The following is a 14,114-nucleotide window of genomic DNA, read 5'->3' as shown; positions in this document are numbered from 1 at the left end:
CTGAGAACCGGAACCCCGGTTCTTTTTTTATATTGTAAACTCTGCGTAAATACTCCGAACGACATTTTACAAACTCCTCGATTTATTTAAGATTCGCTAAAGGTTGCGGGCCTAAGATACAGACATGGCAAGGGAACACCGACAACTTCAACGCGAAAGGAACGAGGAAACATGGCAATCGAAGTCTTCAACCGTTACGAGAGCAAGTATCTCATGGATCATGCGGCTTACGAGAAAATTTACGCGGCGCTGCTGGAATATATGGAGAAAGACGAATACAACAAAAACGAATTTTATTGTATCAGCAATCTGTACTTCGATACGCCGCACGATTCGCTAATCCGTCAAAGCTTGGCGAAACCGAAATACAAGGAAAAACTTCGCCTACGGGCTTACGGCGTACCGAACGAAGACGCGAAAGTCTATCTTGAAATCAAAAAGAAAGTGTTCGGACTGGTCAACAAGCGCCGCACGGCGCTCAAGCTAAGCGAAGCTTACGAGTTCGTCCGCACCGGACAACCGCCGGAATTTCAGCCTTACATGAACGCGCAGGTGCTGGACGAGATCGAATACTTCCTTCGCCTGTACGACCTGGACCCGAAAGTGTATCTCTCTTACGACCGCAAAGCACTGTTCGACAAGACGAGCCGCGATCTGCGCATCACCTTCGATACCAACATCCGGTGCAGACGCTATGACGTTCAACTCGAACGCGGCGATTACGGCGAGCAGTTGATGCAGCCCGGTCAATGGTTGATGGAAGTCAAAGCGGAAAAGACCGTGCCGGCGTGGCTGTCCAAAATGCTGTCCGAGCACGGACTGTACCGCACGAGCTTTTCGAAATACGGCAACGAATACAAAAAGCTGCTGAAAACCAGACAAATGATGCCCGACCTGCAACCCAATATTCAATTGAACGCGATCGGCGATCTGCCGACAATAGAACGCGCAACCGAAAAGGAGACTGTGCTTTATGCTTGATTCCATCCTCAACAGCACCACGACGAGTACTACCGACTTGACTCTAAGCAATGCGCTGGTGACCATCGGCCTGGCGATCGTGCTGGGCCTGATCATCAGCCTGACGTATATGAAGACCAATAAAGCCACTTATACGCAAGGCTTTACCCTCACGCTGATCGTTCTTCCCATCGTCGTCGCCGTCATCATCCTGATGATCGGCAGCAATGTAGCCCGCGCTTTCAGCTTGGCCGGCGCGTTCTCGATCATTCGCTTCCGCAGCGCGGCGGGCGATCCGAAAGACATTACCTACGTCCTGTTCACCATGGCGGCAGGCTTGGCCTGCGGCGTCGGCTCGCTCGGCTACGCGGTACTGTTCACCGTAATCCTTTGCGTCGTGATGTTCGTGCTCAGCCGCTTCAAATTCGGAGTCAAAAAATCGCAGCAAAAAACGCTCAAAGTCACTATCCCGGAAAACCTCGGCTACGAAGAAGCGTTCGAAGAAGTGTTCAGCAAATTCGGCGTGCAGCATGAACTCAAAAAGATCCGCACCACCGAACTCGGCAGCCTGTACGAACTCGTTTACTCCGTCACGATAGATCAGAGCGTCAACCAAAAAGCATTCCTCGATTCGATCCGGACCCGCAACGGCAATCTCGATTTGTCGCTGACGATGGCTCCTCCGGTAACGGCCGAGTATTAAAACCAATGGCATATTCGACTATAGAAGGGAAGAGAACTCTCATGAAAAAAGCAACCAAGGTCGCGAAAACGAAAAAGTTTAAGGCCAACAAAAAAACGGCGGCAGCCGGTCTGCTCGGTGCGGTGCTGCTGACCTCGGCGAGCGTCGTTCCTGCGGCAGCAGCCGGATTGACCTGGAATGCCTCGAACGGTTATCTGATCAACGCAACCGGCAGCAATACGACGACTTCTTCTTCGACATCTCCGACAACAAGCACCACGTCCACGGCCTCCGCTCTGAAAGTCTCGAACCTGAGCGTATCCGATCTCGTAACTTTGAAAACGAAGGATTATAACGTCGCATGGAGCAAAACCGATTATACGACAATCAAGCTCAATACTACGAAAGCGACGGTCAATGGTTCGGGCGCCGAAGCGTCGGGCAGCACGGTGACCATCTCCGAAGCCGGTACTTACGTGATCAGCGGCAAGCTGACGGACGGGCAAATCGTGGTCGACGCGGCCGATACGGACGATGTGCATATCGTGCTGCGCGGCGTGACGGTATCGAACGATTCGACGTCTCCGTTCTACGTGAAATCGGCGGATAAAGTGATCGTCACGCTGTCGGCAGGAACCACCAACACGTTTACCGACGCTTCGGATTATACGTTCGCCGAAGGCGAAGACGAGCCGGATGCGGCCATTTTCAGCAAAGCGAATTTGACGATTAACGGTACGGGCGCTTTGAACGTGACGGGCAATTATAAAGACGGCATCCACAGCAAAGATAACCTGAATATCGTGAACGGCAAAATCACGGTCAAAGCCGCGGACGACGCGATCGTCGGCAAAGACCGCGTCGTGATCGAAAACGGCACGTTCAAACTGACGGCGGGCGGCGACGGCATCAAGTCCAACAACGACAGCGATACGGAAAAAGGCTTCGTGGCGATCTCGAACGGCACGTTCAATATCACGGCGGCCAACGACGGTATCCAGGCGGAAACGTCGCTCGTCGTGGACGGCGGCACGTTCAACATCGTGACCGGCGGCGGTTACGAAAACGGACCGGAGCATACCGAAGAAGGACCGGGCGGCGGAGAATTCGGCGGACAAATGCCGGAAGGCTGGACGCCGGGCGAGATGCCGACCAATGCCGACGGCACGGCGATGACGCCTCCGACGGATACCGACGGTACAGCCATGACGCCGCCTGCCGCTCCGACTGCAAGCACGACGACAAATAATACGGCTTCGACGACCGGGAACACTTCCGGCACAGCTGCGGCAAGCGATGACTCGACGACGGAAGAAACGACGTCCGACAGCATGAAAGCCCTCAAAGCGGGTACGGAATTGGTCATCAACAAAGGTACTTTCCATATCAATGCGGCCGACGACGCTTTGCACAGCAACGGCAACGTGAATATCACGGGCGGCACGTTCGATATCGCGACCGGGGACGACGGCTTCCACGCCGACGCCGTGCTGGAAATCTCCGGCGGCAAGATCGAAGTGACCGACAGCTACGAATCGCTGGAAGGCTTTATCATCCATATCAAAGGCGGCGATATCGACGTCACCGCTTCCGACGACGGCGTGAATGCGGCGGGCGACGATCCGACGCTGGCGACGACCGATACGACGTCGACGTCCGGCGAAACGAACAGTACGTCTTCGGCTTCCGATGCGTCGACAAGCACGGATTCCGCAGCTTCGAGCACGGCGGACGCAACTTCTTCCGCTTCGCAGACGCCAGGCAATGGTATGATGCCGGGCGGCATGGGCGGCGGTATGATGGAAGCCAGCAACGCCGAACTGAATATCAGCGGCGGAACCCTAACCGTTAACGCGGGCGGCGACGGCCTGGATTCCAACGGTTCCGTCAATATGACGGGCGGCACGGTGATCGTGAACGGACCGACGGACAACGGCAACGGGCCGCTTGACTATGACGGCACATTCGAAATCAGCGGAGGTACCCTGATCGCAGCCGGAAGCTCGGGTATGGCGCAAGCCCCTTCGACTTCATCGAGCCAACGTTCGCTAGGCATCACCTTTGCCGCTTCGCTGAGTGCAGGAACGCTTGTGCATGTGGAAGACTCGGCGGGCAACAACGTTCTGACCTTCGCTCCGTCCAAATCGTTTAGTTCGGTCGTGGTTAGCTCTTCGGCGTTGAAAGCAGGCGAAACGTATACCGTTTCGACCGGCGGCACGTCGACAGGTACGGAATTTGACGGGCTGTACACAGGCGGAACATATAGCGGTGGAACGACGTATAAGACGTTCGAATTCTCAACCAGCGACGCCACGACCTGGGTCGACGAGTCCGGCGTAACTACCGGACCGAGCAGCATGGGTGGATTCGGCCGCGGAGGCATGGGCGACGGTTCGACTCGTGGCCCGCGCGGTACGCAATCGAGTAGCTCATCGACTACGACAAGCACAACAACGACGGCGGAGTAATTAGAAATTCGAGTTGTAAAACTAAAGCCTTCCCTTTCAAGGGAGGGCTTTTTTCGTGAGGACCGGGTTGTTTTCGGCGTCTTTATAGATAGGGCCAAGATGAAGGACATGGTCCAATCCCGCAATATGCGACGATTCGTGCAAGTATCGAATCCGATTACCGATTGGAGGCGTTTATTATATGGACATTGCCTGGATCGCCAGCTTTAACGCAGCCAGCATTAGCTTCTTTATCGTTTATATTTTGATCGGCCTTTTTGAGGCACAAGCTATTCAAAAAAGCCGCATGCTCGCAGCTTTTGAATATTCACCGCCGAAATAAATAAAACTAAACCCATCCCTACCCGCTGGCATCTTCTTCCCACAGCAGGTTCTTTTTATGTTTATTTTTATTGCAAATGCAATAAAAATAAACTATATTTCTGAGTATCGCTTTACACTACCCAACCTCCGGGAGCGAGATCGTTTAGAACCGAAGAGCAGGTCGAAACGATCTCGCTCCCTCTCACGCTCAGAAAGGAAGACTAAAAATGACAGCTACAATCCGAAAATGCGACATCCAAGATTTGAAAACCCTCCGCGACATCGGCATCGAGACCTTCAACGACACCTTCGCGGCACAAAACAAACCCGAAAACATGCGCGCCTACCTAGCAAAGGCATTCGACGAAAAAAAGCTCCAACAAGAACTGAACACTCCAAACTCTTCCTTCTTCTTCATCTCGCATAACAACCAGCTAGCCGGATTCCTAAAAGTAAACGTCGGCACCGCACAATCCGAACCGATGGGCGACAACAGCCTCGAAGTCGAACGCATCTACGTCCGCAGATCGTTCAAACGCATGGGCCTAGGCAAAAAACTCATGAACTATGCCTTTGAACTCGCCGAACAACAACATAAAACTAAAATCTGGCTAGGCGTCTGGGAAAAAAACACTTCGGCCGTCCTTTTCTACGAACAACAAGGCTTCGTCCTGACAGACAAACATTCTTTCTGGATGGGCGATGACGAACAGATCGACTGGATCATGACAAAATCCCTAACTTAAATCTTCGACGTCTCTATTTTTTATCACTTGATTTTGACCTTTTAATTTTATCCTTTCGCCCTTAATTTTTTCCTCCTTCTACTACCCCACCTCCGGGAGCGAGACCGTTTCGAACCGAAGCGCCTTTGCCCTTTCCCCTCCCCGCTAATCTTTTATTCAATCAAAAGGGGAAAGGACAACGAAGCGCAGGTCGAAACGGTCTTGCTCCCGCCCCCACCAACGTTGTGCTAAAATCGAAATAAAAGCCGAAAGGCGGTCTCCTACATGACCTCATTGCCGCTTCGCCGAGGCCAGATCCTCTCAAGCATCGTGCTGCTGTATCTGTTCGCGCGCTTGCTGCCCGATTCGAATTCGGCGCGCTGGGCTTCGGCGATCTTATTCCTGGTATTCATTGCGGGACTGGCGATTTCCCCGCGGATCAAAAATCCGAACGTCCGATTCCTTTTATTCGGCGGCTTATACGCGGCGTCCGTCGCCTACTGGCTGGCGTTCGGTCACGATACGTCGCTGCTGCTGATCCTGCAAGGATTCTTGGTCAGCTATACCGCGTTATTACTGGTTGAACCGGCTTCGGCCGTGCTGGCAATCGCGATCGTGACGGTTACTTTTATTCTGCAAATCGTGTACGAAGGAGCCTCCTGGGAGAGCCTGCTGAGGCAGGATTTATTTATCTATGTCGGGCTGTACGCGCTGCTGCGCATGATCCGCATCAATCGATCCAAACAGCGCGAACAGCAGCAGCATGCCGAGGAATTGAAGATTATTCATGCCGAGCTGGCCGATACGCATGCCAAGCTTCAACGGGCGCACGAGGAGCTGGAGCAGGCTACGGTGCAGTCGCTGCGTTATGCCGTGCTGGAAGAACGCAGCCGGATCGCGCGGGATATTCACGACAGCATCGGCCACCGTCTGACTTCGGTCATCGTTCAGCTTCAAGCGCTGCCTTACGTGTTGAAAAGCGATCCGGCGGAATCCGAACGCATCGTGCGCACGTTGCTGGAAGTGGCGCGTTCGTGTATGCAGGAAGTCCGTTCCGTCGTGCACGAAATGGGAACGGATGAGAGCGGCGCCGGTATCGTGTCGCTGCGCAGTCTGGTTCAGCAGACCTCGGTTGTTCCCGGCGCGCCGCAAATCATATTGAACATAGAAGAAAATGCGGGCAGGCAGCAAGAGTGGCCGCCGCAAATTGCGGCAGCTTTGTACCGCTGCTTGCAGGAGGCGTTAACGAACACGATTCGTCATGCTCAGGCGCATCAAGTAGAGATTACGATCAAGCAAAGCGGGAGCAACCTGGCGCTGAGTTACCGTGACGACGGTATTCTGAAGCCGGGAGAGCCGCTGCAAGAAGGCTTCGGATTGGGCGGGATTCGCAAACGCTGCCGGGACGTCGGCGGGGAATGCATGATCGAAGCACAGGAACCGCACGGTATCGCGATCGATATTGCGCTGCCGCTGGCGATCGATCGAGACAAGGGAGATGAGCAGCATGGCTAACGAGGAATCTGTGAATAAAATGTTGAACGCTAGAATCGCCAAAATCCTGCTCGTGGACGACCAGCCGCTCGTTCGTCAAGGAATGAAGTATATTATCGGAGCGCAGCCGGACCTTGAAGTCGCAGGCGAGGCCGGAAGCGGGCCGGATGCGGTGAAAGTCGCGCTGGAGCAGCATCCTCAGCTCATTTTGATGGATGTCCAAATGCCCGAGTTCAACGGAATCGAAGCGACGCGGCGCATTTTGGAAAAGCTGCCGGATTGCAAAATCGTCATTTTGACTACGTTTGACACGGAAGAGTATGTGTTGGAAGGCATTCGCGCGGGGGCGATCGGCTACCTGCTTAAGGACACGGAACCGGAGGAGCTGCTGACCGCGATTCGTGCGGCATTGCGCGGCGAAGTCATTTTCCGCACCGCATTGGCCGGGAAGCTGATCGGTCAGGCATTGCAGCGGCAGGCGGACGATACCTCGGCTTCGGTACCTGCTGCCGAAGGAGCTGCGGCGAAGGATATAGGCGCGTCGGAACGAACTGCGGAGCCTGCCGCAGAGCTGCTCCAGCCTTTTACGGCGAGAGAACTGGAAGTGCTTCAGCAAATGGCTTACGGACTGCGCAACGAAGAGATCGCGGCCAAGCTGTTCGTCAGCGAAAGCACGGTGAAGACGCATGTGCATCGCATCCTGCAAAAGTTCGACGTGCAGGATCGGACGCAGGCGGTCGTGTACGCGATTCGGAACGGGATTGTGCAGTAGCCGATTATCCACAAAGCCGACGGCGAATAAAGCGCCGTCGGCTTCTTTTTGCCTGGGGATAACCGATTTTCCGAATCCGCGCATCCATCCACAGGTGGATAAGCTTTTGCGTCAAGACCAATCCCTCGGTGGACGCGGTGCCTCCTGAATCGGGATAAGCTTAAGACATCCCAAAAACAACAAGGAGGCAACACACATGACTGTAACGACCTGGATTTCGACACTCGCTATTTTCGCCCTTCTCACTTGGAGCACATTCGGCCGCAAGGCATTCAATCCGATCCGCCTGATCCTGCCGATTCTCGTCATCAGCTACTTCGGCGCCACGTACCTGAAAGACATCCCGAACGGCGGCAATAACGTTTGGCTGCTCGCGGCGTCCGCCGCATTCGGTGCCTTGATCGGCGCGCTTCTGCTCACCATGTCCCATATCGAACATGATGCGAAAAGCCGCAAGACTTACGTAACTAACGGCATTGCCAGCGTGGGTGTTCTGTCGATCATGTTCATCCTGCGGATCGGACTCGTGCAATGGGTAACCAACCATGGGGAGACGGCCTACCGGTACTCGCAGCTGCATCATTTCGATCTGTACATTATCGGTCCGGCATTCATCTTCATGGCCGCTTCGATGCTGATCGTGCGCATCGTCGGCCTGGTGGTTCGGGTGAAACGTACACGTTCGGAAGCGCTATCCGGCTGGAGTGCTTAATGAATACGATCAAAAAAACGGAACAGCCAAACAGGCCGATCGACGGATCAAATCCGCTGATCGGCCTGTTTCGTTTGTGCCGAAGATTGCTTGGAGGTTTCGGAGATCGCCGTTCACAATCTGTTATTCCTTCGATGCAGGCTCGTTCAACAGCATTTCCACCATACCCGGAAACCGGCGGTCCAGGTCTTCCTTTCGCAGAGAGTAGAAATGCTCCTTGCCTTGAAAACGCGGTTGGATCAATCCGGACTCGCGCAGAATCTTGATATGGTGGGATAACGTCGATTTGGAAATGTGTTCGACTTCGAAGCCGGAACAATTTTTCTCGCCCGAGCGAGCCAAGCACTGAACGATCTTCATGCGTACCGGATCGCCGAGCGCGGCACAGACGGCAGTCAAATCCATTTCGGAAATCGAAGGAAGGGTTAGAGTTTTCATGGTTGTAGGGTAGCACAATCACGGATTGAATACAAATTTCGAAAAAAATCGAACTAAAGATTGCGGAATGCTCAAAGAGTATGGTATATTCCTTTTCAGTTCGAAAAATATCAAACAATAGATGATGCGGTAGCATTGTTTCGGGAGGATTAACCATGGAAACGCTGACGGTACTGAATACGTATTTTCGCTTGTTCGACGCGGCCCGCACGGATGAATCGGCAATGAACGATCTGTTGTCGCTGTTCGCGGAAGACGCGGAGATCGTGCTGAACGGCAATAGCCGAACAGGATTCGAAGATTTCGTAAGAGCCTTCTACGTGCATAACCGCGACGTGAAACATATGTGGGACGGCTGGGCGCTTCAAGCGGACGGCAGCTACCATACGAATTGGGCGGTGTGCGGCCGGACGTCGGAAGGTGCGGTTTATGCGAAAACGGGCGTGGATATCGCTCGTTTTAACGCGGACGGGAAAATCGTTTATTTGGAGAACGTGCCGACGGACAAAGACGCGTTCGGGAAGTATACGGCGTAAATCGGAGGGCCGGAACGTTGTGCGGCATGTCCAAACTTCATCCGGCGCATTAATAAAAAAGCTGTCCCCGCACCGCGAGTCGGTGCAGGAGACAGCTTTTTTTAAATTCGCAAACCGCCGGAGGGTGGGGGAGGCCGACGGTTTGCGCGCGAAACCTTTTTCATGCCGCAGCGGTTATCCCTTGATCGATCCCACGTACACGCCCTTCACGAAATACTTCTGCAAGAACGGGTACACCAGCAGGATCGGGAGCGTCGAGACGACGATGGTGCAATATTTGACCAGCTCGCGGTAAGCGGTGGCGCTGCCCGCGCTGTCGATCACGACGCCGCCCGCGCTGCCCATAGTGGCCGCGCTCGTATCGTTGGCGACGAGGATTTCTTTTAACAAAAGCTGAAGCGGGAACTTGTCCCGGTCCTGCAGCAGCACCATCGCGTTGAACCAGGAGTTCCAGTTGCCGACGAGATAGTAGAGGAAAATGACGGCCAGCGTCGCTTTGGACAACGGGATGATGATGCTCAGCAGAATGCGCGCCTGGCTCGCCCCGTCGATCGTCGCGGCTTCCTCCAACTCCTGCGGGAGGGCTTGGAAACCGGTGCGCAGGATAATCATGTTCCACGTGCTGATCGCGCCCGGCAGCACCATCGCCCAGATGTTGTTGTATAGCCCGATGTCTTTCATCAGCAGGAACCACGGAATCAGGCCGCCGCCGAAAAACATCGTGATGGTGATGATGATCATGATGTACTTTTTGAAAAAAAGCTCGCGCCGCGACAGGACGTACGCGCCCATGATCGTCATGACCATGTTGATCGCCGTGCCCAGTCCGACGTACAGCAGCGTGTTGGCGTAGCCGACGATCAGGGCGTTGTCGCGGAAGATCAGCTTGTAGCCGTCGAGGGTGAAGCCGAGCGGCGCGAGCAGCAGTCCTTTATGCGCGACCAGCTCGCTCGGATTGCTCATCGAAGCGAACAGGATATGCACGATCGGATACAGGCAGACCAGCGTCAGAGCGGCGAGCAGCACGTAGATCGCGCCGTCGAACAGCCGGTTGCCCAGCGATTTGTATTGGACCATTTGCGGAGTCTCTCCTTTCGAACGAAGGTATCGCGATGCCTGAACGCTACCACAGACTGACTTCGGATTTGCGCCGCGCGATGTTGTTCGTCATCCATAGCAAGCCGAAGTTGATGACCGCGCTGAACAATCCGACGGCCGTCGAGTAACTGAGACTCGCTTCTCGCAGGCCTCGGCGGTACACGTAAGAAGCGATGACGTCCGCCGTGTCGTAAGTAAGCGGGTTGTAGAGCAGGATGATTTTTTCGTAACCGGAAGCCATCAGGCCGCCGACGGCGAAAATGAACAGGATGACGATGGTCGGCGTAATCTGCGGCAGCGTGACGTGCCACATTTTTTGCAGCCGGTTCGCGCCGTCCATATCCGCCGCTTCATACAGCGACGTGTCGATCGAACCCATGGCGGCGAGGTAGATGATGCTTTCCCAGCCGATGCTTTGCCAGATGCCCGAGAACACGTAGAGCGGCCGGAACATGGAGGAATAGCCGAGCAGGGACGAATATTCTTTGCCCGTGATCCATTGCAGCACCTGCGTGATGATCCCTTCGTCGGCGGTGAAAATATGGATCATGCCTGCCACGACGACCAGCGAGATAAAGTGCGGCATATAAGTGATCGTTTGCACGGTGCGCTTGAACATTTTGTTGCGGATTTCGTTCAGCAGCAGCGCCAAAATGATCGGGGCGGTGAAGCCGAAGCCGATGCCCCACAGGTTCAGCAGCAGCGTGTTTTTGACCACCCGCCAAAAGTACGGTCCCTGGAAAAAGTCGACGAAATGCTTGAAGCCGACCCACGGACTGTCTTCGAAGCCGAGCAGCGGTTTATAGTCTTTGAACGCGATCAGCACGCCCCACATGGGACCGTAGCAGAAAATGATGAACCAGGCGAGAACGGGAATCGCCAGCAGATAAGGAAACCAGTTTTTGCGTACGTCTTTGCGGATCGTCAGCGACGTTTTCGGGCGTTCGGACGCGGCGAGGGCGTTGCCTTTTTTGTTTTTGCGCAGCGTTAGCACCGGTAGGTCACCTCCTTTTTATCAGTCGGTCGCATTAGCGTTGGTTGTACCGGTCAAGCGCCGCCTGATGGAGGCTCAGGAACTCGTCGAGACCCATTTTTTGCGCTTCGGCCAGGAATTTGTCGTAGGCGTCTACCGGCAGCTCGCCCATGATGATTTTGGCGAAATATTCGTTGCGCAGCGTCGAAAGCTGGTTGCCCAGTTCCGCTTCGCGGGAAGCTTCGGCCTGGGTGAACGTGATCGGAGGCATGGTCATGCTCGCGTCCATTTCTTCCGTCCACGTTTTGCGGATATCGCCCGAGTAGCTGCCTTCCGCCACGATCAGCGGGTTGGAGTTGTGCTCGTCGCGGATGTCCGGCCAGTTGTGCATGCGGTATTTATGCAGCGTCGTCGCGACCGGTTGGCCGTCCGGATCTTCGTAAATGTAGCTTTCGGCCGGGTAGTACGGCTTGCCGTCGGCGTCGATCAGATGGACTTTGCCGTATTCGCCGTAGTTCAGCAGCTCCCAGCCTTTTTTCGTGTAGCTGAAGTCGAGGAACGCCATCGCCGCTTCGACGTTGTCGGCCTGCGTGGTGATCGCGGCGTTGGTGCCGGCGCGCATGAAGTTTTTGTAGCTGACCTGCGGCTGGTCTCCTTCGTTCAGCACCGGATTCGGCGCGCCCACGAAGTCGAACCCGTTCTGCTGTTTCCAGTAGCTCCACATGGTGTCGGGAGAATCCATCATGACCGCCGTTTTGTCCGAGATGGCGGTCGCCATGCGCTGGTTGAAATCGGCCGTTGCCCAGTCGCGGTTCAGCAGCCCTTCTTTGTTCCACTGCTGCATCGTCGTCAGGTATTCTTTGGCTTTAGGCTGCGCCGGACCCCATTGGACTTTGCCGTCCGCGTCGAGGAAGGTCCAATCCCAGACGCCGTAAGCGCCGTTGATGATGCCCGTGAAAAGCTGGCCGTAGCTCGAGCCGTAGTTGAGCGGTTCGGAGTAGCCGACTTCTTTCGCTTTGGTCAGGAACGCATGCCATTCGTCGACGGTCGTCGGTACTTCGAGACCCGTTTTGTCCAGCGCTTCCTGCTTGATCAGCATGCCGAACCACATCCACTCGGAGTAAGGCGCAATGCCGTAAAAGCCGAGCAGGCGTCCGTCGTCGGTGACGGTCGTTTTGCGGCGCATCTCGTCGGAGTTGCGCCATTCGCTGTAGTTCGGCGCGTTTTTCTCCATCTGTTCGGTCAGGTCGATATACGCGCCGTCGTTCACGCCCGCTTCCAATCCGCCCGGATAACGGCCCGGATCGATAATGATGTCCGGCAGCTCGCCCGAGGAGATCATGAGCGTGAACGAGTCCGCTTCCTGGCCGACCGGCGGCGTGATGAAGTTGACTTTGATGCCTGTCAGTTTTTCCACCTGATCCTGCACGACCTGCGTGTTCATGTCCGGAACGTCGGGGTTGGCCGGCATCCATACGTCCAGCGTGACGTCGCCCGGGAACGGATAGGCGGCATAGTTGCTCGGAATCTTTTGTTCGAAAATGTCTCCCAGATATGTATCGTTGAGCGTGTCGTTGACCTCGGCGATCTGCTCCGGCGTCGGCTTTTCGTTGCCTTTGATCTCGCCTCCGATATCGGTAAACGCCACTTGTTCCTGCTTGCCCGCCGCTTCGGTGTCCGTCGTCGCCGCTTCTTCGCTTTCGCTGCCTCCGCTGCTGCATGCGGTAGAGACGGCAAGTGCGGAAACGGCGGCCAGCATCCCGATCTTTTTCGCGAATGTTTTCATGTTCATGTACATCCCCCTGATCTGTTTATTGATATTCGAATAAATGGTAACGCTTACAATAAGAACCTACAAGAGACGGATCTTTGGTCTTACGGACGTATTTTTAGGTGTTTGGCAGATATGCCGTTTATTCGCCGGAAGGCATGTCCAACGGTCGGTCGTTGCCGAGCGGCGTACCGAAATCCGGCGTTCCGTCCGCGTGCCACCCGAATTTTTGGATGCGCGTCGCGCGATGTGCCGTATCTTCGCCCGGAGCGGACAGCGCATGGAACACGATCCAGTCTTCCTGTCCGTCCGGCGAGGTCGTGAAGCTGTTATGGCCGACGGCATAAACTTGGGCTGCGGCATTTTTGCGGAAAACGGGCTGAGGCGATTTGCTCCAGGATTCCGGCAGCATCGGATCATGGTGCTCGTCCATGGTCAGCATGCCGAGGCAGTAATCTTCCGACCAAGTGGTGCTGGCGGAGTAAATCAGGAAGACGCGTCCGTTGCGGCGGAGAATCACGGGACCTTCGTTGATCGCCATGCCGCCCTGCTTTTCCCAATCCAGCGTCGGCGCGGTCAGCAGCACATGCTCGCGATCTTGCAGCGTGTACGGGTTGTCCATGCGCATGATATAGACGGCCGAGCCGTAATCGGGAAAATGGCCGTAGCCCGCATACAGGAAGTACAGGTTGTCGCCCGTCTCCAGCACGGAGCCGTCGAGTCCGGGAGCCGGGGTCGGCAGCGCGCCGCGCCATCTCCATTCGCCTTCCATCGGATCGGGGCCGACGTTTTCCAGCACGCATACCTGCCGGGTATCGTCGCCTCCGCCGTCGTTGGCGGTGTAATAGATATACCAGCAGCCGTTCAAGAAATGAATTTCCGGCGCCCATAGATGGTGACTGTGCCTGCCTCCGGGTTCCGGTTTCCAGACGATCCGGCTGTCGCCGTCGGCAATCGTCGTCAAACGGGGCGAGCGCAGCAGTTCGAGCACATCGCCCTTGGTGCACATGAAATAGTAAAATCCGTCGGTATGCCGATAAACCCAAGGGTCGGCCGCCTGTTCGGCGATAGGATTGGAAAAGGTCAAACGGTTCGTCATCGAGGTTCTCCTTTGGCGTTGAGGATAACTTTATTATCTCGGAGGGGGCGGAGAGGAACAATTGTGAAAACGCTTTACTTTTA

At 55.2% G+C, this 14,114-nt stretch carries 14 protein-coding genes; 9 read left to right on the top strand and 5 right to left on the bottom strand.

The genetic code is table 11. The features are described from left to right. The first annotated feature begins 171 nt into the window (after positions 1-171). The 8 genes from HRQ63_RS18920 (at position 172) to HRQ63_RS18885 (ending at position 8,116) form a co-directional block, all read left to right on the top strand. On the top strand, positions 172-981 hold the full coding sequence (locus tag HRQ63_RS18920; protein WP_172246671.1) for a polyphosphate polymerase domain-containing protein: 810 nt from the start codon (positions 172-174) through the stop codon (positions 979-981). Next, the gene (locus tag HRQ63_RS18915; protein ID WP_172246669.1) at positions 974-1,663 is read left to right on the top strand and encodes a DUF4956 domain-containing protein; all 690 of its coding nucleotides are present in this window, start codon (positions 974-976) and stop codon (positions 1,661-1,663) included. The genes HRQ63_RS18920 and HRQ63_RS18915 overlap by 8 nt, the downstream gene beginning before the upstream one ends. 41 nt (positions 1,664-1,704) lie before the next feature. Beyond that, the gene (locus HRQ63_RS18910; RefSeq protein WP_172246667.1) at positions 1,705-4,110 is read left to right on the top strand and encodes a carbohydrate-binding domain-containing protein; all 2,406 of its coding nucleotides are present in this window, start codon (positions 1,705-1,707) and stop codon (positions 4,108-4,110) included. A 181-nt stretch (positions 4,111-4,291) separates the two neighbouring features. Continuing rightward, positions 4,292-4,432, top strand: a complete 141-nt coding sequence (locus tag HRQ63_RS18905; RefSeq protein ID WP_172246665.1) for a hypothetical protein — start codon at positions 4,292-4,294, stop codon at positions 4,430-4,432. Positions 4,433-4,640: 208 nt separating this feature from the next. Beyond that, positions 4,641-5,159, top strand: coding sequence for a spermidine/spermine N(1)-acetyltransferase (paiA, locus tag HRQ63_RS18900; RefSeq protein ID WP_172246663.1), 519 nt, complete (start codon positions 4,641-4,643; stop codon positions 5,157-5,159). A 264-nt stretch (positions 5,160-5,423) separates the two neighbouring features. Beyond that, entirely contained in the window at positions 5,424-6,653 is a 1,230-nt protein-coding gene (locus tag HRQ63_RS18895) for a sensor histidine kinase (protein ID WP_172246661.1), read from the top strand. After that, on the top strand, positions 6,646-7,404 hold the full coding sequence (locus HRQ63_RS18890; RefSeq protein WP_280529319.1) for a response regulator: 759 nt from the start codon (positions 6,646-6,648) through the stop codon (positions 7,402-7,404). The genes HRQ63_RS18895 and HRQ63_RS18890 overlap by 8 nt, the downstream gene beginning before the upstream one ends. Before the next feature lie 196 nt (positions 7,405-7,600). Then, the gene (locus HRQ63_RS18885; protein WP_172246659.1) at positions 7,601-8,116 is read left to right on the top strand and encodes a CcdC protein domain-containing protein; all 516 of its coding nucleotides are present in this window, start codon (positions 7,601-7,603) and stop codon (positions 8,114-8,116) included. Positions 8,117-8,239: 123 nt separating this feature from the next. On the opposite strand, the gene HRQ63_RS18880 is transcribed toward HRQ63_RS18885, so the two are convergent. Beyond that, positions 8,240-8,521 carry an ArsR/SmtB family transcription factor gene (locus HRQ63_RS18880; protein WP_229714306.1) on the bottom strand — a complete coding sequence of 94 codons (282 nt, stop codon included), beginning with the start codon at positions 8,519-8,521 and terminating at the stop codon, positions 8,240-8,242. Positions 8,522-8,709: 188 nt separating this feature from the next. Between HRQ63_RS18880 and HRQ63_RS18875 the strand changes: the two genes are divergently transcribed. Further along, on the top strand, positions 8,710-9,090 hold the full coding sequence (locus tag HRQ63_RS18875; protein WP_308809936.1) for a nuclear transport factor 2 family protein: 381 nt from the start codon (positions 8,710-8,712) through the stop codon (positions 9,088-9,090). Between the two features lie 174 nt (positions 9,091-9,264). Here the strand turns inward: HRQ63_RS18875 and HRQ63_RS18870 are convergent, their stop codons facing one another. The 4 genes from HRQ63_RS18870 to HRQ63_RS18855 all read right to left on the bottom strand — a co-directional run bounded on the left by HRQ63_RS18870 (position 9,265) and on the right by HRQ63_RS18855 (position 14,031). Beyond that, on the bottom strand, positions 9,265-10,167 hold the full coding sequence (locus tag HRQ63_RS18870; RefSeq protein WP_172246655.1) for a carbohydrate ABC transporter permease: 903 nt from the start codon (positions 10,165-10,167) through the stop codon (positions 9,265-9,267). Between the two features lie 46 nt (positions 10,168-10,213). Then, the gene (locus HRQ63_RS18865; RefSeq protein ID WP_172246653.1) at positions 10,214-11,182 is read right to left on the bottom strand and encodes an ABC transporter permease; all 969 of its coding nucleotides are present in this window, start codon (positions 11,180-11,182) and stop codon (positions 10,214-10,216) included. 34 nt (positions 11,183-11,216) lie between these two features. Continuing rightward, a complete protein-coding gene (locus tag HRQ63_RS18860) occupies positions 11,217-12,953 on the bottom strand; it encodes a type 2 periplasmic-binding domain-containing protein (protein WP_229714307.1) in 1,737 nt (578 codons plus the stop codon). A 121-nt stretch (positions 12,954-13,074) separates the two neighbouring features. Then, positions 13,075-14,031: a glycoside hydrolase family 43 protein gene (locus HRQ63_RS18855; protein WP_172246651.1), complete on the bottom strand. Its 957-nt coding sequence runs from the start codon at positions 14,029-14,031 to the stop codon at positions 13,075-13,077. Positions 14,032-14,114: the final 83 nt, after the last annotated feature.

Source organism: Saccharibacillus endophyticus, from assembly GCF_013185185.1.
Lineage (GTDB): Bacteria > Bacillota > Bacilli > Paenibacillales > Paenibacillaceae > Saccharibacillus > Saccharibacillus endophyticus.
Note: the sequence above shows the minus strand (reverse complement) of the source record. Positions and strands in the feature narration are given on the sequence as shown.